The organism is Streptosporangium sp. G11, assembly GCF_051192615.1.
Classification (GTDB): Bacteria; Actinomycetota; Actinomycetes; order Streptosporangiales; family Streptosporangiaceae; genus Streptosporangium.
Map to the genome: position 1 here is coordinate 82,550 of NZ_JBPJUQ010000032.1, position 21,851 is coordinate 104,400.

Consider the following 21,851-nt stretch of genomic DNA (forward strand, 5'->3'; position numbering starts at 1 on the left):
GATTCGCTAGCCCTGCTCGACACTCGCCGGGGTGGTGTTTTCCTTGCCCTCGCGGATGTCACGCCGAGCCTTGATCAGGCTGAGCACGGTGGTGACGATCATCGTGACGACGATGACCGACAACGACACCCAGATGGGCACCTCGGGAGCCCAGGAGACGCCGCTGGAGTGCAGAGCCTCAAGGATCAGCTTAACCCCGATGAAACCGAGGATGAACGCAAGACCGAAGCTGAGGTAGACCAGCTTCTGGAGCAGGCCTCCCAGCAGGAAGTAAAGCTGGCGCAGACCCATCAGGGCGAACGCGTTCGCGGTGAAGACGATGAAGGCGTCGGTGGTCAGGCCGAAGATCGCCGGAATCGAGTCGAGCGCGAACAGCAGATCGGTGGTGCCGATGGCGATCATGACGATCAGCAGCGGGGTGACCAGGCGCCTGCCGTTGACCTTTACGATGATCTTGGAGCCCACGTAGTCGTCGGTGTGCGGCAGCACCCGCCGGGCCCAGCGCAGCACCGCGTTCTCCTGGAGGTGCTCCTCCTGGCCGAACTGGCGGACGAGCTGGACGGCCGTGTAGATCAGGAACAGGCCGAAGACGTAGAACAGCCAGCCGAAGTTGGCCAGGGCCGCGGCGCCGATCGCGATGAAGATGCCGCGCATGACCAGCGCCATCAGGATGCCGATCAGGAGCACCTTGTGCTGGTACATCTTCGGCACCGCGAAGCGGGTCATGATGATGTAGAAGACGAAGAGGTTGTCGATGCTCAGGCTGTACTCGGTGAGATAACCGGCGATGAACTGGCCCGCGGGGGTGGGGCCCGCGAAGATCCACAGGCCGATGCCGAAGAGCACCGCCAGCGTGACGTAGAAGCCGACCCAGAAGCCGGCCTGCTTGAGGGAGAACTCCCGGGGCTCGCCTCGGTCGACTATCCACAGGTCGAAAGCGAGGATGACGAGGAGTCCGCCGATGACGGCGAACCATGCCCAGACAGGAACATTCACAACTGATAAACCTCCGGCGGCGCGCACGACAGACTGCCGGAGGTCTCTCCCGCCCGCGTGAGACAAGGTCGACGTGAAGCGGGTCGACGATGAGCGGACCGACAGCCCCGGGGGCCTCGTGGAGCGAGGCAACACCGTGATGACGAGACTGCCGCGAAGGGATACTCCCCCCCTAACCACGCCAGTATAGGCGTCCGGCATGGTGGCGCCTAATCCAACATCGCGACGCCTCCGCTTGTTCCTCCCGGCTCCGGAACCGCCCGCCGGCGGCCCTTTCGCGCTCTCCGGGCTCTCCGGAAGCCCACAGGCACCCCTTCACCGGCCCCCAGGAGGAACCCGGCATATGCCCCAATCCCTTCGCCTCCGGGGGAAAGCGCGGGTATCGCCCACGCTCTCAGGAGAGCCCCGAGTAGACCGTGAGCACCGCCTCGAGCGCCTCCGGCTCGCCCGGCAGCTCACGACCCCGCCGGGCGGCGGCCCCGGCCAGCTCCTCAGCGAGCCCGTCGTCGGCGAGCACCCTCGCGACCGCGTCGCGCATCGCGGCGATGTCCCCGTACGGCACCAGCAGCCCGGCCTCGCCCACCATCGCCGGAATGCCCCCCACGGCGGTGGCGACGACCGCCGTGCCCGCCCGGAGGGCCTCCTGCACGGTGAGCGGCTGCCCCTCCCAGCGGCTCGGCACCACCAGCGCCCTGGCCACCCCGAGCAGATCCCCCACGTCGGCACGGTTGCCGAGCAGCCGCACCGGCAGGTTCTCCCGGTCGATCCGCCCCTGCAACTCCCCGCGCAGCGGCCCCTCCCCCGCCACCAGGAACACCGCCTCGGGCACCGGCTCCCCCGTGACCCCGCCGCGCACGGGCCCGGTGGGGGCCGGACCCGGTACGGGCCCCGCGTCCCCGCCAGGCCCCCGCAGGGCCTTCGCGACGTCGAGCAGGGTCTCCAGCCCCTTCTGCTGGGCGAGCCTCGCGACCGTCAGGAAGATCACCCGATCACCCGTGCCGAGCTCTCGCCTCACGTCCTCGGGATCGCGCCCCGAAGGCGGCAGCGGGGGCGCGGGAACGACGGCCGCCTCGACGCGCCCGGCCCCCAGGCGGGCCATCCGCTCCCCCAGGTCGGGGGAGACGACCAGGACCCGGTCGGCGCCGCGGGCCACGATCCGTTCCAGGAGGCCGTAGACAGCGCCGATGGCGCCGCCCGCGGTGGCGGCGTTGTGCAGGGTCACCACCAGGCCGGTCCCGGTCCCGGCCAGCGCGATCGCCGCCAGGGCCCCGGCCCGCAGCCCGTGGGCGTGCACGGCGTGCGCCCCGCGCAGCGCCCGAAGCGCCAGGACCGCCCGCAGGTCGTCGAGCGGGCGAGGCCTGTCGGAGATCGGCACGGGCACGAAGCGCGCGCCGAGGGCGGCGAAGCCGAAGGCTCGCTCCGTGCTCGGCGGACCCGCCACGACCACCCGGTGACCGCCGCGCACCAGCCCCCCGGCCAGCATGGCCACGTGCCTGCCGACCCCTCCCGCACTCGTCCCCAGCACCAAGGCCACACGCGTCCCCTGATCAGCCATCGGAACGGCTCCCCTCCCCCACGGGCCCGCGACGGAGCCTTGCCGGCAGCGCCCGGACGTCCTGTCTGTCGATGATCAGCGCCACGAGCGCGAACGCGGCCACACCGGCCACCGCGGCGGCCAGCCCCACCCCCACGGACGCCGGCACGGACACCGTGCCGAAGGCGCCGACCAGGGCCAGTCCCGCCGCCCAGGCCGCGGCGCCGCCGGCCAGGGCCGCCAGGAGGGTGCGCGGTGTCCCCGCCAGCGCGGCCGCCCCCCTGGCACGCAGCACCGCGACGGTCAGAAGCAGCCCGCCGACGGTCATGCCGACGGTGCTGCCCAGCGCCAGCCGCCCGACCACGTCGGCCTGATCCCCCGCGGTGTGGGCGAGCACGACCTGGGCCACCAGCGCGACGGCCCATCCGGTCACCGAGGCGACGGCCGCCGACCGGCCCCGCTCGCAGGCGTACAAAATGCGGGCGAGGTGCAGCATGAGCGCGTACCCGACCAGGCCCGGCGCGAACAGCGCGACCCCCATGGCCATCACGGCGGGCTCGCCCCCCGCCGTCCCCTGCAGGAACACCCTCGACACCGGTACGGCGACCGCCGCCATCACCCCGGCCGCGAGCCCCGTCACCAGGAGCACGGCCCGGGTCGTGGAGGAGGTCAGGGCGTCGAAACCCGGTGTGTCCCCCTCGGCCGCCCGGGTGGACAGCACCGGGAACGAGCTGGTGGCGATCGGCATCACGAGCACCGCGTACGGCAACTGGTACAGCGCCCAGGCGTAGGTGTAGGCGGCGATCGCGCCCTCGCCGCCCAGGCCGTTGGCCAGGCGGATGACGACGACCAGCGCGACCTGCTGCGCGACCAGCACTGCGAGACCCGCGGTGGCGAGACTCCGCGCCCTGGCCGCGACGCCCGGCGGGAACGTCAGCGAGGGCCGCAGCCTGAGCCCGAGCCTGGCCACCGGGACGACGACGGTGAGCACCATCGCGGCGGCGGCGACGGTCGCGCCGAGGGAGAGCGACAGCTGCCCGGCGCCGCTGAGCTCCGACAGGTCCCTGGCGGCCTCCTCGTTGACCGCCTCGAACAGCAGGTTGGAGGCGACGATGAGCAGGCTGGAGACCAGCGGCGCCAGGGCGGGGCCCATGAACCGCCGGTGGGCCTGCAGCACCCCGTACAGCACCACGGCCAGGCCGAAGAAGATCATCCGAGGGGCGAAGACGACGAGCAAGCCGGTACCGGCCTCGACGACGCCCGCCAGGTCGCACGGGGCGGGATCGCCCACGAGCAGCGCGACGATCGGCCCGGCGAACGCGACGATGAGCAGCGTCAGCGGCACCAGGACGAGCATCGCCCAGGTGAGCAGCGCCGAGGTGGTCCTGCCCACCTCCGCCCTGGCCTCGGGGTCGTCGTCGGCCCTGGAGGCCGCCGAGGCCAGCACCGGCACCACCATCCCGGCCAGCACTCCGCCCGCCACCAGCTCGAAGACGATGTTGGGCACGTAGTTGGCGGTGTTGTAGGCGGTGCCCAGACAGCTGTTGCCGACACTCTGCGACTGGACGAGATAGCGGCCGAACCCGACGAGCCGGGCCAGGACGGTCACGACTCCGATGAGGAGCGCCGCTCCCGCGACCCCCCGCGCGATCCTCGTGCTCATCGGGGGGTAGGTGCCTGCTCCACAGGACGACGGCCCAGCATGTCGACGCGGTGCAGGAGAGGGTTGCCCGCGATCACCTTGGTGAAGCTGATCTTCTCGGAGGCCGCGGTCAGCGCGACCACGGTGCCGAGCACGGCCAGGCGTCCGGGACGCCCCAGGGTGACGGCGGCGGCCAGGCCGAGGAGCGCGCCCAGCGCGTTGGCCCCCGCGTCGCCGAGCATCGCCCGCTCGCCGAGGTCCTCGGGCAGCAGCGCGGCGGCGGCCCCCATGGGGAGCGCGACCAGGGTGGCCGGGACCGGGTCGTCCTTGAGCAGGCCCGCGGCGAGCAGTGGCGCGCCGGCGAGCAGCCCGACCTTGACGGCGCGGCCGGGCCGCAGGTCGAAGAGGTTGGCCAGGTTGGCGCTCCCGGCGATCAGCACGCCGTTGACGGCGATGTCGAGGGGGTCGCGGGAGGTGACGGCGGCGGCGGCCAGGCCGGTCGCGCCGATGCCGAGGATCTTCACGGCCCCGCTGGTGACCTCACCCTTGGCCAGGGCGCTCAGATGCCCCTTGAACCCCTTGGACGAGGCCGCGCCGTACAGGTCGTCGTAGGCGCCGAGGCCACCGCCGCCCGCCACCGCCAGCAGCGCCGCCACGCGGACCCCGCCGGGCAGGCCGGGGATCACGGCCGCGGCGGCACCGGCACCGGCGACGAACGCCGGGCCCTCGAGCAGGGTGATCGGCTCACCCCGGTGGTTCGTGCGGGCCCAGGTCTCCGCGTCGCCGACCGGGGGCCTGCGGGTGAAGGCGGCGTACGCGGCACGCGCGGCGACCGCGCCGAGGAACGCGCCGGCGAGGGCACCCGCGAGGGCGCGGGGAGAAGCGCGACGAGCCATCGGGTCATCCTCCGGTGGTGGCCGTGGCGGCCGTGGTGGCGGCCGTGGGGGTCGGCGTCGCGCTGGGCTCGATGCCGGAGACGCCGGGGCCGATGCCGTACTGGCCGGCCAGCCCGGTGAGTTGCTCTCGGAGAGCGTAGACCACCACGACCCGTCCCGAGGGCATATCGGCGGTGTCGACGCTGGAGACCTTCTCCGTGAAGGCCGCGTCCTCGCGGAGCGCGGCGATGACCCCGCCGGGCGCGGCGGAGGTCTGCGTACCGGCCAGCACGGTGCCCTGGCCCGCGTCGTCGAGGCCGAGCGCCAGCGTCACGAGCGCGCCCGCCTGCTCGCCCGCGGTCTCCCCGGCGTACGCCTCCGCCGGGGCGAGCACCAGGGCCACCTCCGCGCGCTTGGCGGGCTCGTCGGTGACGGTGATCAGGCCACCGCGCTGGAAGGCGTCGAGGATGCCGGCCCCGGCCGGGTGCTCCTTGCCCACCTGGCTGGAATCACTGGTCAGGATCGCGCCGGCGAGCACCTCGGCCGCCTTGTCGTACGCCGTGTCCTCGACGGAGAAGACGGTCTCGGCGGCCTTGGCCCCGACGGCCAGCTTGTCGACGAAGCCCGCCTGGGCGGGATCGGTGAACCGCTCGGTGAGGGTGACGCGGCCGGTCACGCTCCCCCCGGCCTCCTCGATCACCTGCTGCGCGGCCTCGCGCACGCTCGTCGTGCTGCCCGGGGCCTCGACGATCACGATGCTCTTGCCGACGAGCGCGTCCTGGACCAGCCGGGGGGTGTCGGCGGCCACGAAGGCGTCGTTGACGGCCTCGCGCTTCTGCAGGGCCTCCACCTGGTCGCGGAGCTCGTTGTTGCCCTCGCGGAGCTGGTTGGCCAGCGACTCGCTCGCCTTGATGACGGGGTCTTCGAGCAGGGTGGTGCCGAGCACGATGCCGACCGACAGCGCGAGGAAGATCGCGACGATGGAGACGAGGTGATAGCGGAAATCGATCACGAGAAGAGTCCGACCAGCCAGAAGATGAAGCCGCTCCAGACGTCGCGGACGCTGTCCAGCCAGATCTTGCCCACCGGGGAGACGACGATCGCCACTCCCATGGTGATCAGCGTGGTGGCGACGAGCAGGAGCAGGGACGGTGTGGAGATCCGGCTGCGGTAGAGCCGGCTGACGCCTTTCGCGTCGACGAGCTTGCTGCCCACCCGCAGGCGGGTGAGGAAGGTGCTGGCCATGCCGGAGCGGCCCTTGTCGAGGAACTCCACCAGGGTCGCGTGGGTGCCGACGGCGACGATCAGATCGGCGCCCTTGTCGTCGGCGAGCAGCATGGCGATGTCCTCGCTGGTGCCGATCGCCGGGAAGAGCACCGCGGTGCGGCCCAGCTGCTGGACCCGCTCCAGCCCCGGCGCCCTGCCGTCGCGGTAGGCGTGCACGACCAGCTCGGCGCCGGTGGTGAGCGCCTTGGTGGAGACCGAGTCGAAGTCTCCGACGATGATGTCGGGCATGTACCCGGCCTCCAGCAGCGCGTCGGCGCCGCCGTCCACCCCGATCATGATCGGGCGGTATTCGCGGATGTAGGGGCGGAGGGCGGCGATGTCCTCCTTGTAGTGGTAACCGCGCACCACGATGAGGACGTGCCTGCCCTCCATGACGGTCCGGACGTCGGGGACGCCGATCCCGTCGATGAGGAGGTCGCGCTCGCGGCGGACGTACTCCATGGTGTTGGCCGCGAACGCCTCGATCTGCACCGTCAGCCCGGCCCGCGCCTCGCTCATCGCGGCCTGGATGGACTCCGCGGTCTGCACGTCGCCCTTGCCGACCACCTCGTCGTCGAGATGGACGACGCCCTCGTGCAGCCTGACCAGGTCGCCGTCCTTGATCCGCTCGAACAGCTCGGGGGTGGCGTTGTCGATGAACGGCACCCCGGCGTCGACGATGATCTGCGGGCCCAGGTTGGGATAGCGGCCGCTGATGCCGGAGGCGACGTTGACGACACCTGCCGCGCCGCACGCGACAAGCGCCTCCGCGCTCACCCGGTCAACGTCAACGTGATCGATAATCGCGATTTCCCCGGCCCTGAGGCGCTTGGTCAGCCTCTTGGTCCGCCGATCGATTCTCGCCACTGCCGTCACCCCGGGAAGGTCTGTGACCTTCCTGCGGCGGAGGTACCTTGTGAGCCTGTCTTGAAGCCCGTTAATCGGCACCTTCATCACGCCCATCCTGCCAGAGGGAACGACCGCGAGAGCCAAACAGCTGGCAGCGTGTCAGATACGTCACCCGAAACCCCCGGTACCCGCTCCCCCGGAACATGAGAATTACTCCTTCAATCCCCTACGTACTCCCTCACTCCTTTATCCGGCTTATTCAGCCCATTTCAGATCACGCCTTGTCGGCGGCGGCGATCGACAGGAGCTCCTCCGCGTGCGCGCGGCCCAACTCCGAGTCCTCGAGCCCGGCGAGCATGCGGGAGAGCTCCCGCGCCCTGCCGTCCTTGTCGAGGGCGATCACGCCGCTGCGCACCACGCTGCCGTCGTCGGCCTTCTCCACGACGAGATGCTGGTCGGCGAAGGCCGCGACCTGCGGGAGGTGGGTGACGACGATCACCTGGGAGGTGCGGGCCAGCCGCGCCAGCCTGCGGCCGATCTCCACCGCGGCCTTGCCGCCCACGCCCGCGTCGACCTCGTCGAAGACGAACGTCGGGACCGGGTCCGCACCGGCGAACACCACCTCGATGGCGAGCATCACCCGGCTCAACTCACCGCCGGAGGCGCCCTTGTTCAGCGGCAGGAGCGGCGAGGCCGGGTGCGGCGCCATGCGCAGCTCGACCTCGTCGACGCCCTGCGGGCCGAACTCGGGGGCGACGGCGACGGCCACCACCACCCTGGCGTGCGGCATGGCCAGCGCGGTGAGCTCCTCGGTCACGGCCTGCCCGAACCGCTCCGCGGCCGCCGTCCTGACCCGGGTCAGCTCGGCGGCCAGCTCGGTGAGGAGCCGGGTGACCTCCTCCTGCTCGCGGGCGAGCTCGCCGATGCGGTCGTCGTCGCCGTCGAGCTCCGCCACCCGGGCGGCGGCCCGCGCGGCCCAGGCGAGCACCTCCGCGGTGTCCTGGCCGTATCTGCGGATGACGTGGATGAGCACGGCCCGCCGCTCCTGCACGACCGCGAGCCGGCCCGGGTCGGCGTCGACCGACTCCGCGTACGCGGCCAGCTCGGTGGCGACGTCGGAGATCAGATAGCCCGCCTCCGCGAGCCGGTCGGCGATCCCGGCGAGCGCGGGGTCGAAGTCGCGCACCGCCTCGACGGCCCCGCGGGCCTCGCCCACCAGCGCGATGGCGTCCGGCATGGCCTGCTCGCCCGACAGCGGGTCGCCGAGCAGTGCCCGGTGCGCCGTCTCCGCGGCGCCCCTGAGGGAGTCGGCGTGGGAGAGCCGCTCCTCCTCCTCGTGCAGCTCGATCTCCTCGCCGGGCTTGGGATCGGCCTTCTCGACCTCGCGGAGCCCGAACCTGAGCTGCTCGGCCTCCTGGGCGCGCTCCCTGGCCCTGGTGGTCAGCTCGTCCAGCTGCTCCGCGATCTTCCTGTGCCGCTTGTAGGCCTGCTCGTAGGCGCGCAGCGGCTTGACCAGTTCCTCACCGGCGTAGCGGTCGAGGGCGGCCCGCTGGCGGCCCGGCTGCAGCAGCCGCTGCTGGTCCATCTGGCCGTGCACGGCCACCAGGTCCTCGGCGAGGTAGGTGAGCGTGCCGACGGGGACGGTGCGCCCGCCCAGCCAGGCACGGCTGCGCCCCTCGATCGAGACCGTCCTCGAGATGATCAGCTCGCCGTCCTCGACCACGCCGCCCACGTCCTGCACCTGCTGGGCGACCCGCCCCGCCGGGTCAACGATCAGCGTGCCCTCGATGGTGGTCTTGCCGGAGCCGGGACGGACACGCGCGGGGTCGGCACGACCGCCGAACAGCAGCCCCAGACCGGTCACCACCATGGTCTTGCCCGCGCCCGTCTCGCCCGTGACCACGGTGAATCCCGGCGCCAGCACCAGGACGGCCTCGTCGATCACGCCGAGCCCCTGGATGCGGACCTCCTCGACTCTAGGTCGCACTGGTCCCTCCCGTCACATCGAATTCACCGAACATCAGTGCGGTGCGCGGGCACGATCCTACGCGCTCAAGGCGTCGCCCGCCCGGACGAACTAGGGCCTCACACGGCCACGCCACCCCTGTACGGGGAGATCGAACTTGGCGACCAGCCTGTCGGTGAACGGCGCCCCGGTGTCCTCCAGGCCGTGCAGCCGGGCCAGCCGTACCGGCAGCTCCGCCCGCCTGAGCTCCACCCTCGCCCCGGCGGGCAGGTCGAACCTGCGGCGGCCGTCGCACCACAGCACCGCGCCCGCCGTCTCCGTCTGGATCTCCAGCGCCAGCTTGGAGCGGGGCGAGACCACCAGGGGGCGGGCGAACAGGGCGTGGGCGCTGATGGGGACCAGCAGCAACGCCTCCACCTCCGGCCACACGACCGGGCCCCCGGCGGAGAAGGCGTAGGCGGTCGAACCGGTCGGTGTGGCGCAGATCACTCCGTCACACCCCCAGCGCGACAGCGGGCGCCCGTCGATCTCGGCGACCACCTCGAGCATCCGCTCGCTCTTCTCGACGGTGGCCTCGTTCAGTGCCCAGCTGTCGGCCAGCAGCTTGCCGTTGAGGCGAGCGGTGACCTCGATGGTCATCCGCTCCTCGACGTCGTAGCGGCCGTCCACCACGCTGTCGACCGCCTCCGCCAGGTCCTCCACCTCGGCCTCCGCCAGGAAGCCCACGTGGCCGAGGTTGACCCCCAGCAGCGGCACCCCCGCCGGTCGGGCCAGCTCGGCCGCCCGTAGAAGGCTGCCGTCGCCGCCGAGCACGATCATCACCTCGACGTCGTCGACCGCCGTCGACCCCGCGGGAACCACGTCGGCCCCCGCGCAGGCGATCTCGTCGGCCTCGGCGCTGAGGACGCGCACGGTCAACCCGGCGTCCACGAACCGCTGGATCACCATCCGGGCGCTGTCGACGGCCGCCGCCCGCCCGGTGTGCGCGGTGACCAGCACGGTGCGCTTGGCAGTCATCGACTCTCCTTGAACGTGGAGACCCTCGCCTCGAGGTGGAGGAGGAAACGCGGCGCGGCGCCGCACGATTCGGTACCGTGCCCGGCGATGGCGATGATCATGCCACCGCGGGGGTGACCGGCGATGTCCTCGCCGACGGGACGGCGGAGAGGTGAAACGCCTGTGGAGCTGGTGTAGGACCTCAAGGGTTTTCTCCTGGCGGGCGACCGGTGGTGAATCGGGCACTCTCACGGATGACCGTGGGAGTGCCCTCCGTTCGGGGAGGGGAGGATGTCAAGTCTCCACTTTCTCGGGTCGCCGAGGCACCGGCGGCGCTCGGGCCGGGGTCGTCGAGGCGCCGGGGCACCCGGATCACCGGGTGGCCGGGGCCGTGGCCGGATGGCCGGGCGGCACCCCACCGGCACCCTATCGAGGGCCTTCCTCCACCGCTCGCCCGATCTCCGCGTCAAGATCGGGGACCGGCGGAGCGCCCTCTCCCTTGCCCAGCCAGATGACGTACTCGACGTTGCCGGACGGGCCCGGCAGCGGGCTCGCGGTGACCCCTCGCACGGTCAGGCCGAGCGTTCGCGCGGCCCCGGCCACGTCCCGCACGGCCCCGGCGCGAAGCTCCGGGTCACGGACGACCCCGCCCGCGCCGACCCGCTCCCTGCCGACCTCGAACTGGGGTTTGACCAGCATCGCGAAATCGGCCCGCTCCGCGGCGCACAGAGCCAGGGCCGGCAGTACCAGGCGCAGGGAGATGAAGGAGAGGTCGCCGACGATCAGCGTGGGAGCCTCACCGACCATGTCGGGTTTCAGGTCCCTGACGTTGACCCGCTCCATGACCGTGACCCTGTCGTCGGTCCGCAGCGACCACGCGAGCTGGCCGTACCCGACGTCGACGGCCAGGACGTGGGCCGCTCCGGCGCGCAGCAGCACATCGGTGAAGCCTCCGGTCGAGGCTCCCGCGTCCAGGCAGCGACGTCCCTCGACGGTGAGACCGAGGGGGCCGAAGGCCTCCAGCGCGCCAAGGAGCTTGTGCGCGCCCCGCGAGACGTAGTCGGGCCCCTCCGCCGCCTCCACGACCACGATCGCCGAGGCGGTGTCGACCTGGGTCGCGGGTTTGGCGGCCACCTGGCCGCCGACGCTGACCCGGCCGGCCTCGATGAGCTGGGCCGCCTGTTCCCGTGACCGCGCCAGCTTCCGGCGGACGAGCTCGCTGTCGAGGCGTGTTCGCCTGCTCACGGGCGCCGGTCCGAGGTGCCGTCGGCCGAGGCCTGCTCCTGCCCCTGTCCTTGCCCTGGGAGACCGTGTGCCAGGCCCGGTCCCCGCCGGGGAACGCCGTCCGGGGAGGCCGGTCCCTGTTTCGGGAGAGCCGGCCCTCGCCCGGGAACGCCGTCCGGGGAGAACGGCCCCTGCCCTGAGAGACCGCGTGCCGGGGATGGCCCCTGTCCCGGAACGCCGCCCGGCGAGGCGGCCACCCGCCCAGGGAGGCCCTCGACCTCGGCGACTTCCCGCCCCGAGGTGCCGTTCACCGCGGCGAGCGCCTGCTCCAGTCCGGTGAACACCCCCTCGAAGACGTCCGCGTGCGCGGAGACGGGCAGGGCGCCGAGACGGGTGAGCCCGCCCAGCGCGGTGTCCGCCCGCTCGTCGCCCGTCTCGCCCGTCTCCTCCAGCAGGTCCGTCATGCGCCCCCTCCGGAACCGCTCCTGGCCACCTCGGCCGTCATGGTCGTCGTGGCCGTCATGGCCTTGTCATGGCCCGTCATGGCCACCTCCGCGGCCCTTGCCGCCGTACGAACACGGCTTCCGCCGCACGGGCACGACGCTCGCCGGCGCCGCGCCCCTGGATTCCCCGACCGTATCGGAACCCGCGCCCCTCGTCGCCTTGGCGGGCCTTCCCGTCTTTTCCGTGCCCGTACTCGCGGGCTTCCCCTCTGTCGCCTCCCCGCGCCACCCCACGAACCCGGCCGCCGCCGTCCCTTCCGGCGCCTGCCGGTCCGGCGCGGGCCGGTTCCGGGGGAGAGCCTGTCCCGGGGAGGCCGGATCAGGGAGAGCCGGTCCTGGGGAAGCCGGATCGGCGCGGGCCGTTCCGGCGCGGGCGAGAATGGAAGGGGTTCTCCAAAGATGGGTAAACCGTGAACTATCGCGGGGACCTCGCTCGTTGTCATCCCATTAAGGTCGGCGACCGCCGGCACATACCCCCGCGATGTTTTGAACACCATGGCAGAAGCCTCTTTCTCCGGCACGCCCCCGTGCCGGATTGCATGCCTTACCCATGTGGAACGCTACCGTCCGTACCTGAAAGGGATTCGGATCGGTCAGGGAGAGAAGGGAGCGCCACGCGATGGCGACCGTCGACGAGTGCCGAGTGGCACTGCGCAAACTCGGCGAGCAGTTCGACGAGGTTGACCAGGAGAGCCGCGCCAAGCACGTGGTCGAGCGCAGCATCAGCTGCCACATCAAGGATCTCGGCGTCACCTTCTACGGCCGCCTCCACCACGGCGGCCTCGGCCCCTTCGAGGACCTCTCCCCGGACGACGGCAGGGAGGCCGAGGTGAAACTGACCATCGGCAGCGATGATCTCGTCTCCCTGGTCAACGGGGAGCTCGACATGGGGCGGGCCGTCTTCGGTGGCCGGGTCAAGGTCGACGCGAGCTTCGGCGACCTTCTCCGCCTGCGCAAGCTTCTTTGAGGATCCCGCCCGGGGGCGGGATCACGCCGATGGAGCCCCGGAGGTCGGCGACGGCCGGCTCGGCCACGACTCCCAGCCGGCGGCGCGGCATCCCGTCGGAGCGCGCGAGATCACATGGGATCACGCTGGATCACGCGGGACGGGAGCCGCGAGGGCTGAGGCGGCCCTCTCAGCCGGAGTGCGAGGTTCGCGGCGAGAGTGAGTCGAGTGCCGCCTTCACAGCGTCCTCGTCCGCCCGGTTCTCACCCGCGGCTTCCCAGGTCGCGGCGGAGGCTGCGCGGAGCCCGTCGAGCGGCTCGCCCCCGCCTTCGAGGGTGAGCGCGCCCTCCTCCCAGCGGGCCGTCCAGCCCTCGCAGGTCCACCCGTCCCCGATCCGCCGCACCTCGGGGTAGGGCCGGTGCAGGTCGGCCAGATCAGCGGCAACATAGGTGGGCCGGTGCCGGGGAGCGGCGGTCAGCACGTCGAGCGGGCCCGCCACCCCCGTCAGGACCAGCAGGCTGTCCACCCCCGCGTTGGTCGCACCCTCGATGTCGGTGTCCAGCCGGTCACCGACCACCAGGGGCCGCTGCGATCCGGTACGGAGCATCGACTCGCGGTGCAGAGGCGGCTCGGGCTTTCCCGCGACGATCGGCTCCACCCCGGTCGCCGTGGCAATGACCCTGATCATCGCGCCGTTGCCGGGAAGCTCGCCCCTGCCGGTCGGCATGGTCGAGTCGGCGTTCGCGGCGACGAAGAGTGCCCCCTCCTTCACGGCGAGTGTCCCCTCGGCCAGCAGGCCATAGGAGAGATCGGGAGCGATGCCCTGGACGACCGCGACCGGGCTGTCCAGGGCGGTGCTGACCGGCCGCAGTCCGTGGGCGCGCAACGCGGAGCGCAGCCCCATCCCACCGACCACCAGCACCGCGGCGCCGGGTTCGACCCGCTCGGCCACGAGCCGCGCGGCCGCCTGGGCTGAGGTCACGACATCCTCGGGGGTCGCCGGAGCGCCCAGCGCACGCAGGTGCTGGGCGATGGCGGCGGGGGTGCGTGAGGCGTTGTTGGTGACGTAGGCGAGGCGCACACCACGCTCCGCCGCCCGGCGCAGGGCCTCGGGAGCCGCCGGTACGGCGTTGCGCCCGAGATACACCACCCCGTCGAGGTCAAGGAGAAGAGTGTCATACGGGTCGATCAGCGTATTCGTGTCCACTGGCCCATTTCATCACCCACGTTCCACCACCCGCACAAATCCCGGGCGACAGAGCCGCGTGGATCACATCCGGCGAACCCATGCCGATCACATCGGGCGAGCACCCGCGGGCCACACCGGCAGGCAGGTACGGACCACGTCCGAGGACGTTCGGGATCACATCCGGGGGCGTGCGGGATCACATCCGGGAACGTGCAGGATCGCGTCGGCGGACTCGTGTGGACCACATTCAGGGACGCGCGAGACCACATCCAAGGGCGGGCGAGACCAAACCGGCGAACTCGTATGGACCACATCCGGGGGCATGCGAGGCCACATCCGGGGCGTGCGAGACACATCGGTGGACTTGTATGGATCACACCTCGTGGATCACATTCTGCGGGCACGCAACGTGGCGCGGACACTTTTCAACGCGGAAACGTAGTGCCGCAGGTCGGGCCGCATCGCGACGGCGATGGCCAGCGGTTCCTGAGCCCCCTCCATGTCCCCGGTACGCCACAGGGCCAGCCCGAGTCCGAAATACGCGTAGTCCTCGGCCGGATTGGCGTCGATGATCCAGCGAAAGCTGTCGACGGCGTCGGCGTACTGCCGGGAGTTGAACTGCGCCCGGGCGAGAGCCTCACGGATGCTCCGCGACTCCGGCTCAGCGTCGGCCGCCCGCTCCAGCAGCGCGGCCGCCGCCGCCGGACTGCCCTCGGCCAGCAGCCTCATCCCTCGTTGAAACCATTCGTAGACGTCCCCGACCGGAGCGCCCGTCTCAGGGCTGGGGGAATCAGACGGACCGCCACGTCCTTGGACCATTATGTGAGGCCTCCTTCATCGACAGACGACAGATCTGGCCGACTCCCTGACGGACCGGGCACCACCACAGACTCGAAGCGGCCCCCGGCCGTTTCAGGCCTTTATGGCAGCATGCCCTCTATGGCGAATCCTGAACTGCCGATACCCGACGGGCTGGTGCTGCGCCCGTTTCGCGGCGTACGGTTCACGGTCGACGATCTGGCCGGGGTCACCTCACCGCCTTACGACCTCATCGACGAGGCCGGCGTGCGAAAGCTGCTCGACACCCACCCCAACAACGTGGTCCGTTTGATCCTTCCCGGCACCGACCGCCACAGATACGCCGAGGCGCGGGAGACGCTTCACCAATGGCTCTCCTCCGGGGTGCTGGCCGCCGACAGGACCCCCGCGGTATACGTCTACGAGCAGTCGGGCCCCGGGGTCCTGCAGCGTGGGATCATCGGCGACGTGGGCCTGGCCGGTCCGGAGCTGCACATCGTCCTGCCTCACGAGAACGTGATGCCTGGACCGGTCGCCGACCGGCTGGCGCTGATGCGCACCACGGAAGCCAACCTGGAACCCATCTTCCTGCTCTACGACGGTGCGGGCGGCGCCACCACCCGCCTCGTCGACCATGTCGCCGCGTCCCGCCCTCCGCTGGCGGAGGCGGAGACCGGAGACGGGGTCAGGCACCGGCTGTGGGCCGTCACCGACGCCGGGGAACTCGCCTCCATCGACGCCGACCTCCGTCCTCGCCAAGCCCTCATCGCCGACGGGCACCACCGCTACGCCACCTACCTCGCGCTCCAGCGGGAACACCGCACCGCCCCCACGAGTGGCGCCGCCCCGACCACGGCCGGTGCGGCAGAGACGTTCGTGGAGCGTGTGGAAACCGCGGGACGGGCGACGCCGGCGGAGCCCGTGCCCGTGACACCGGCGGAGTTCGCGAATTCCGCGGGATCGGTGACACCGGCGACACAGGGGGAACCCGTGGGATCGGGGGGGCCGGCGACAGAGGGGGAACCCCTGACACCAGTGAGACCCGGGGCATCGGAGACATCGACGGACCCCGTGAGACCCGTGGGGGCGGTGACACCGGCGAGTTCCGTGAAGCCTGAGCCATGGGATTTCGGTCTTGCGCTCCTGGTGGACTCCAGTGCCTATCCGCCTGATCTGAAGGCCATCCACCGGGTCATCCCCGGACTGCCGCTTGAGGAGGCGCTGGCCAAGGCCAAGGGCTCGTGGCAGGTGCATGAGCACGCGAACCTGGCCGAAGGCCTGACCGCGCTGGAGGAGACCGACGGGCCGGCCTACCTGCTGTCCGACGGCGGGTTCGCCCACCTTCTCACCGATCCTGACCCCGACCAGCTCGAACACGCCATGCCGTCCGAGCGCTCGGCCAGGTGGCGGGCCCTGAACACCTCCATCCTCGCGGAGTTCCTCCTGCCCAAGGTGTGGGGGATGCGGGACGACGAGTTGTCGGTGCGCATCGTCCACCACGACCCGGAAGCCGCCGTACGGCTCGCACAGGCTTCGGGTGGGACCGCGGTGCTGCTGCGCCCGCTGGCGGTCGACGACGTGCTCGCGGTCGCGGCGCAGGGGGAACGGGTGCCTCGCAAGTCCACCTCCTTCGGCCCGAAGCCCAGGACCGGCCTGGTTCTGCGCCTGCTCACCCCGACACGGGCACCATCCGCGGACAACCTGCCCCTCGGGAAGCCCGGACCCTGAGAATTCAAGGAGCCGGAGCCCTGAGAGGAAGCGGACTCCTGTCACCCGCCCGCTCCGGAGACCACACCCACACGCCGTAGGGACGGCACCACCTGCGGGCGGCCCGGGATCGACCGAGGGGCTCCGAGACTCGAGATCCTGGAGGCCCGTCCGAGATCTCGGAATCCAGCATGCTCCGGAAGAAAAACACCGGTCATCCGCCCACTCCGGAGGCCACGCCCACACGCGTCGCGGGGGTCGCGGGGTAGGACACCACCTGCGGGCGGCCCGGGGTCAACACCTCCGCGATCTGGGAAACCGACACCCGCTCGCCTTCAGGAGCGAGGTCCGCTGGAGCCAGGGCGGGGCCGTCAGGCCCGCCCTGAGCAGGGTCCGGTCCAACCTGGGTGAGGTCTGGTCCGGCCTGGGCGAGGTCTGGCCCAGCCGGAACGGGACCCTGTCCGGCCTCAGCGGATTCCAGTTGGGCCGGAGCGAGGCCCGACCCGGCCGGGGTGGAAGCCGGTCCGCCTGAGGTGAGGTCAGGCCTGGCCGGGGTGAGCCGCGGCTCCGCGCCCTGTCCCCCAGCGCCCTTCCCCACGTGCAGAAGTGAGCGCACCGACCGGGCCGGGGCGGGCACGGGAACCCCCTCGTCACCGGTCAGGATCGTGGTGACCTTACGCTCGATACGTCTCACCGAACGCGCCTCGACCTCGTATCCGGACGATTTGGCCCCTTCGCTTCCCCACCAGCGGCGGCGTAGCGAACCCGTCACCTCGACGATGTCATCGGGCAGCCAACCGGCCACGGCCTCGATGACCTCCGTCTCGAACGACGCGCACGGAATGGTGTCGACCCGGGCGCCACGCCCGCGGTGCTGCCGCCGGACGATCAGCCGCCAGGTGCCGAGCGTGCTCCCGCTCTGCAATGACCTGATGTGGGCCGCCTCAGGTAGACGGCCCACGAGAATGACCTCGTTACGATCCATACGATCCTCCCTCGATCCTGCCGGTCGAGGACGACTCTCTACGATGTGAGCTGCGCCGGAACGGCCGAATACCGTTCTGTGGATGCCGGTTCCAGTTATGAGGTGGCCTGTGGACAACATCACCGCTCTCGGCGGGGACGTCTATGAGATCGACACGAGGATGGCCGGATACTCCAGCATCACGGCCGGATACCTGATCCTCGGAGACCGTCCCTGCCTGGTGGAGACCGGCACCTCCACATCCGCTCCCGTGGTGCGCGACGCCCTCACCTCGCTGGGCGTCGGCCCGGGAGACCTCGCCACGGTCGTCGTCACGCACATCCACCTGGATCACGCGGGCGGGGTCGGTGACATCGCCGGTTTCTACCCGGACGCGGAGATCGTGGTTCACGAGAAGGGCGCCCGGCATCTCGCCGACCCCTCCAGGCTGATGGCCAGCGCGCGAATGGTCTGGGGTGACAAGCTGGACATCCTGTTCGGCGAGCTTTCCCCCACGGAGGCCTCACGGATCCGTGCGCTCGGCGACACCGACACGATCGACCTCGGCAACGGGCGTTCCCTGAACAGCCACTACTCGCCGGGGCACGCCAGACACCACGTGGGACTCATCGACTCGGGCACCGGAGACCTCTACGTCGGTGACGCGGCCGGGGTCTACCTCCCTGAGACGGGCGATCTGCGCCCCGCCACACCCCCGCCGGACTTCGACCTGCAAACCGCGCTGGACTCGATCGCCCTGTTCAAAGCGCTGGGCCCGCAGAGGCTGCTCTTCAGTCACTACGGACCGGTCGCGGATGTGGAGGAGATCCTGGGGCGCTCCGCCGAGGAGCTTCGCGTCTGGGTCGACCTGACCCGTCAGGCCCACACGGAGGGCATGGACCTGGATCACGCGGCTGCCATGGTCAGGGAACGCACCCTCGACCGTTACGCGGCCCTGAAAATGGACGAGGCGACCGCCGAGCAGTTCGAGCTGCTGAGCGGCGCCCCGTCCAATGTGGCTGGAATCCTGCACTGGCTGGACCGGGTCCAACCGTAAAGGTGTGTCCCGTAAAGGCCGGAACCACCAAAGGCGCCTTTCACCGCATTCCGGGTGCACAGCTCGTGCACCCGGAATGCGGTGAAAGTTCCAGAACTACTTCTTTTCGGCCTTACCCCGGCCCCGGCCCTGCTCGTCGTCCTCGTCCCGATCCTCGTCCAGGTCGTCGTCTCCGTCGGAGTCGACATCGGGGACGTCGCTGAGGATGTCGCCGAAGTCAGGCTCGATGAAGGCCGGACCGACAGCGCGCTCCACCTTGCCGGGCTTCTCTTCCACCTTCTGCTCGGCATCGAGCGTCTCGTCCTTGGAAGAGACGTTCTCGCGAGAGTTCTCTTCGTCGGAAGAGCCTTTGTCGGCAGCGAGCCGGTTCGCGCTGAACTCTTCGTCGAAGAGATCGTCTTCGTCCTCGATCTCCGCGTCTAGAGCGGCGACGTCGTCGATGTCGGCGTCATCGTCGATATGGACGTCATCGGCGTCGTCACCCTCGTCACCGGCGTCGTCCCGGAGGCCGACGCCGCCGTCGATGATTTCCCCGTCCTCGTCGTCGTCCTCTTCGAGGTCCTCGATGACAGTGCCCGTCAGCTCCGCGTAGCGCTCGGCCGCGTCGGTCTCACCGTCCTCGTCGAAGGCCATCGCCCGGCCGAACCACTCGGTGGCCGGCCCCTCGTGACCCGCCGTGGACAGCGCGTCGGCGTAGGCGAAGGCGAGGCGGGCCGACCAGGGCTGGGGACGGGTGTCACGCAGCTCGGGAAGGCGCTGGAGGGTGATGACCGCGGCGTCGTTCTGGCCGAGATCCCTCCGGGCGCCGGACTCCACGATGGCGAGCTCGATCTTGCCGATGCGGTCGAGCCGCTCGGCCTCCTTGGAGCGGACCAGGTCAAGGGCACGCTCGGGACGGCCAAGGCCACGCTCGCAGTCCGCCATGATCGGCAGGAACGAGTCGGACCCCGTCATCCGGCGAGCCGCGCGCAGATCGCTGAGCGCCTCGGAGAAGTGACCGGCGCGGTAGGCCGCGATGCCGACGGCCTCGCGGATCACCCCGATCCTGGCCGCGAAGCGGCGGGCGACCTTCGTGTGCTCGTACGCCCGCTCCGCGTCGTCCTCGCCGAGGGCCCTCTCGGCCGCCACGAGGTGGCGGGAGATCAGATCCGCGAGGTCGAGCGGAAGGGAACGCAGTTCTTCGCGGATCTCCTTGTCCAGCTCCTCCGCGGTGATGTCCGGAGCGAGCTCGGGCAACTCCTCACGCTGGCCGCTGGGAGCCTCGTCGCGACCGCCGGGCCGGTCATCCCGGCCGTAGCGGGTGCGGGATCCCTCACCGTCGCGGTCACGGTTGAACGGAGGACGCCCACCACCGGGACGGTCGTCACGGTTGAACGGCCTGCGCTCACCCCGGTCATCGCGGTTGAACGAGGGCCGGTCACCACCGCGGTCGTCGCGGTTGTAACTGGGGCGATCGCCGCGGTAACCACCGCCGGGACGGTCGTCACGGTTGAAGGGCTTGCGCTCACCATCCGGGCGCGACTCATAGCGGCTACGGGTCTGGTCGCGGTCACCGTACGAGGGACGGCCCCCACCGCGGTCATCGCGGTTGAACGACGGCCGGTCACCACCAGGACGGTCGTCACGGCCGGCGGGAGGACGACCCGAACCCCGATCATCACGGTTGAACGGAGGACGCCCACCCCGGTCGTCACGGTTGAACGGGGGACGATCTCCCCCACGGCTGTCACGGTTGAACGGCGGACGCCCACCACCGGGACGGTCGTCGCGGTTGAACGGCGGACGCCCACCACTATCGGGACGCGAACCGTACTGACCACGCGACTGATCGCGGTCACCGTACGAGGGACGGCCCCCACCGCGGTCATCGCGGTTGAACGACGGCCGGTCACCACCAGGACGGTCGTCACGGCCGGCGGGAGGACGACCCGAACCCCGATCATCACGGTTGAACGGAGGACGGTCACCCCCACGACTGTCACGGTTGAAGGAAGGACGATCACCACGGTAACCACCGCCGGGACGGTCATCACGGTTGAACGGAGGACGGCCACCACCGGGACGATCGTCACGGTTGAACGGGGGACGGTCTCCCCCACGACTGTCACGGTTAAAGGGAGGACGCCCACCAGCAGGACGGTCATCACGGTTGAACGGCTTGCGCTCACCACCGCGGTCGTCGCGATTGGCCGGAGGACGGCCGGAGCCGCGGTCGTCACGGTTGAAGGACGGCCTGTCGCCGCGGTCACGGGCTCCATAGGAACCACCGCGGGACTGGTCACGGTCACCGTAGGGGCGCTGGCCCTCGCCACGCGGCCCTGAGGACCTCTGCCCGCCACCCGGACGGTCGTCACGGTTGAACGGAGGACGGCCGGACCCGCGGTCGTCACGGTTGAAGGACGGCCTGTCGCCACGATCACGAGAGCCGTAAGAACCACTCGGGCGCCCCTCTCGGCGCTCACCGTATCGGGGACCGTCGCCCGGACGTCCCCTGTCACCACCTGCGCGATCGCTGCGGTGGCCTCCCTGGCCACCGGATCCGCGGTTTTCGCCCTCTTCGCGTCGGCCCGCGCCCTCAGGCCCGTTGTCACTGTTCACTTCTGGTCCATTCGTTGGCTCACTCTGCGAGCGCATCCCATCTCCTCGATCGGAGGGGACGATTCGCTGTGCGGGCGGTCTCCGGCCGCGGGGTGCGCCCCGTTCGCTATCGCTGCCCCGCCCTATCGTGGTCTGGCGCGACGAAGGCCACCCGCTGGTGGGGTGGCCCGGCCCCTCCAGCCTAGCAAGCCCACGAAAGTCCACACGCCCTTCCCCCATGCCCACAAATGATCATCGACATCACGGCGGGGCCTTTGCGGGGATCCTTGAGAGAACTGCGGAGCCATATAACCCGCCGGCCACCACGATGGCCCAGGAGCCGAAGGCCACTCAGTGAACGCCTCCAAAACGCCAAAAAAATGACCTTCACCCGCAGTGGAAGCCCTACCTCCTGGAAACCTTGAACGCCGGGCAGCCCCGACGCTCCAAACCTCTGAAAGCAGGAACCCCGAGGCCTCGAAAACCCCAACGGCCCTGAGGAAACCCCGGCGCCCCTGACGCTCCCGAAAAACCAGGCGCCTCCGGGAAACAGCCCGGAAAGGGGCTCGGAAGAGGGCGAGAAAAGGACCCGAAAAGGGTCCGGAACGGGGAGGCCATGAAGACCCGAGAAAGACCCAGGAAAGACCCGAAAAAGACCTGTGAAAATACGAAAGGCCCCCACCAATGGTGGGGGCCCTTCGAAAAGATTGTCCGGCGGTGACCTACTCTCCCACACCGTCCCCGGTGCAGTACCATCGGCGC

At 70.8% G+C, this 21,851-nt stretch carries 18 protein-coding genes; 4 read left to right on the top strand and 14 right to left on the bottom strand.

What is annotated here, in order from left to right; genetic code table 11:
- Positions 1 to 6 precede the first annotated feature (6 nt).
- From ACSDR0_RS27025 to ACSDR0_RS27070, 10 genes are all read right to left on the bottom strand, one after another.
- Positions 7 to 996, bottom strand: a complete 990-nt coding sequence (locus ACSDR0_RS27025) for a TerC family protein (RefSeq protein WP_435291680.1) — start codon at positions 994 to 996, stop codon at positions 7 to 9.
- Positions 997 to 1,390: 394 nt separating this feature from the next.
- A complete protein-coding gene (locus ACSDR0_RS27030; RefSeq protein ID WP_435291681.1) occupies positions 1,391 to 2,551 on the bottom strand; it encodes a glycosyltransferase family 4 protein in 1,161 nt (386 codons plus the stop codon).
- Positions 2,544 to 4,193 (bottom strand): murein biosynthesis integral membrane protein MurJ, encoded by a 1,650-nt coding sequence (murJ, locus tag ACSDR0_RS27035; protein ID WP_435291682.1) that lies wholly within the window; start codon positions 4,191 to 4,193, stop codon positions 2,544 to 2,546. The genes ACSDR0_RS27030 and murJ overlap by 8 nt, the downstream gene beginning before the upstream one ends.
- Entirely contained in the window at positions 4,190 to 5,068 is an 879-nt protein-coding gene (locus ACSDR0_RS27040; protein WP_435291683.1) for a hypothetical protein, read from the bottom strand. Before ACSDR0_RS27040 ends, murJ begins: the two co-directional genes overlap by 4 nt.
- A gap of 4 nt (positions 5,069 to 5,072) precedes the next feature.
- Positions 5,073 to 6,059 carry a copper transporter gene (locus ACSDR0_RS27045; RefSeq protein WP_435291684.1) on the bottom strand — a complete coding sequence of 329 codons (987 nt, stop codon included), beginning with the start codon at positions 6,057 to 6,059 and terminating at the stop codon, positions 5,073 to 5,075.
- The gene (steA, locus tag ACSDR0_RS27050; RefSeq protein WP_435291685.1) at positions 6,056 to 7,267 is read right to left on the bottom strand and encodes a putative cytokinetic ring protein SteA; all 1,212 of its coding nucleotides are present in this window, start codon (positions 7,265 to 7,267) and stop codon (positions 6,056 to 6,058) included. The genes ACSDR0_RS27045 and steA overlap by 4 nt, the downstream gene beginning before the upstream one ends.
- 169 nt (positions 7,268 to 7,436) lie before the next feature.
- Positions 7,437 to 9,149, bottom strand: coding sequence for a DNA repair protein RecN (gene recN, locus ACSDR0_RS27055; RefSeq protein ID WP_435291686.1), 1,713 nt, complete (start codon positions 9,147 to 9,149; stop codon positions 7,437 to 7,439).
- A gap of 90 nt (positions 9,150 to 9,239) precedes the next feature.
- Positions 9,240 to 10,145, bottom strand: coding sequence for an NAD kinase (locus tag ACSDR0_RS27060; RefSeq protein WP_435291687.1), 906 nt, complete (start codon positions 10,143 to 10,145; stop codon positions 9,240 to 9,242).
- Between the two features lie 405 nt (positions 10,146 to 10,550).
- Positions 10,551 to 11,369, bottom strand: coding sequence for a TlyA family RNA methyltransferase (locus tag ACSDR0_RS27065; protein ID WP_435291688.1), 819 nt, complete (start codon positions 11,367 to 11,369; stop codon positions 10,551 to 10,553).
- Positions 11,366 to 11,812 (bottom strand): hypothetical protein, encoded by a 447-nt coding sequence (locus ACSDR0_RS27070; RefSeq protein WP_435291689.1) that lies wholly within the window; start codon positions 11,810 to 11,812, stop codon positions 11,366 to 11,368. The genes ACSDR0_RS27065 and ACSDR0_RS27070 overlap by 4 nt, the downstream gene beginning before the upstream one ends.
- A gap of 658 nt (positions 11,813 to 12,470) precedes the next feature.
- On the opposite strand from ACSDR0_RS27070, the gene ACSDR0_RS27075 reads away from it, so the two are divergent.
- Positions 12,471 to 12,818: an SCP2 sterol-binding domain-containing protein gene (locus tag ACSDR0_RS27075; protein ID WP_435291690.1), complete on the top strand. Its 348-nt coding sequence runs from the start codon at positions 12,471 to 12,473 to the stop codon at positions 12,816 to 12,818.
- Between the two features lie 169 nt (positions 12,819 to 12,987).
- Here ACSDR0_RS27075 and ACSDR0_RS27080 read toward each other — a convergent pair whose 3' ends face one another.
- On the bottom strand, positions 12,988 to 14,004 hold the full coding sequence (locus ACSDR0_RS27080) for an HAD-IIA family hydrolase (protein WP_435291691.1): 1,017 nt from the start codon (positions 14,002 to 14,004) through the stop codon (positions 12,988 to 12,990).
- 369 nt (positions 14,005 to 14,373) lie between these two features.
- A complete protein-coding gene (locus ACSDR0_RS27085) occupies positions 14,374 to 14,805 on the bottom strand; it encodes a tetratricopeptide repeat protein (RefSeq protein ID WP_329078985.1) in 432 nt (143 codons plus the stop codon).
- A 111-nt stretch (positions 14,806 to 14,916) separates the two neighbouring features.
- On the opposite strand from ACSDR0_RS27085, the gene ACSDR0_RS27090 reads away from it, so the two are divergent.
- The gene (locus ACSDR0_RS27090; protein WP_435291692.1) at positions 14,917 to 16,512 is read left to right on the top strand and encodes a DUF1015 family protein; all 1,596 of its coding nucleotides are present in this window, start codon (positions 14,917 to 14,919) and stop codon (positions 16,510 to 16,512) included.
- 193 nt (positions 16,513 to 16,705) lie between these two features.
- Here the strand turns inward: ACSDR0_RS27090 and ACSDR0_RS27095 are convergent, their stop codons facing one another.
- Positions 16,706 to 17,476 carry a single-stranded DNA-binding protein gene (locus ACSDR0_RS27095; protein ID WP_435291693.1) on the bottom strand — a complete coding sequence of 257 codons (771 nt, stop codon included), beginning with the start codon at positions 17,474 to 17,476 and terminating at the stop codon, positions 16,706 to 16,708.
- Between the two features lie 109 nt (positions 17,477 to 17,585).
- Here ACSDR0_RS27095 and ACSDR0_RS27100 point away from each other — a divergent pair, with 109 nt between their 5' ends.
- Positions 17,586 to 18,512, top strand: coding sequence for an MBL fold metallo-hydrolase (locus ACSDR0_RS27100; RefSeq protein WP_435291694.1), 927 nt, complete (start codon positions 17,586 to 17,588; stop codon positions 18,510 to 18,512).
- A 96-nt stretch (positions 18,513 to 18,608) separates the two neighbouring features.
- On the opposite strand, the gene ACSDR0_RS27105 is transcribed toward ACSDR0_RS27100, so the two are convergent.
- Positions 18,609 to 19,640, bottom strand: a complete 1,032-nt coding sequence (locus ACSDR0_RS27105) for a hypothetical protein (protein ID WP_435291695.1) — start codon at positions 19,638 to 19,640, stop codon at positions 18,609 to 18,611.
- Positions 19,641 to 19,643: 3 nt separating this feature from the next.
- Here ACSDR0_RS27105 and ACSDR0_RS27110 point away from each other — a divergent pair, with 3 nt between their 5' ends.
- The gene (locus ACSDR0_RS27110; RefSeq protein WP_435291696.1) at positions 19,644 to 20,834 is read left to right on the top strand and encodes a hypothetical protein; all 1,191 of its coding nucleotides are present in this window, start codon (positions 19,644 to 19,646) and stop codon (positions 20,832 to 20,834) included.
- Positions 20,835 to 21,851 lie beyond the last annotated feature (1,017 nt).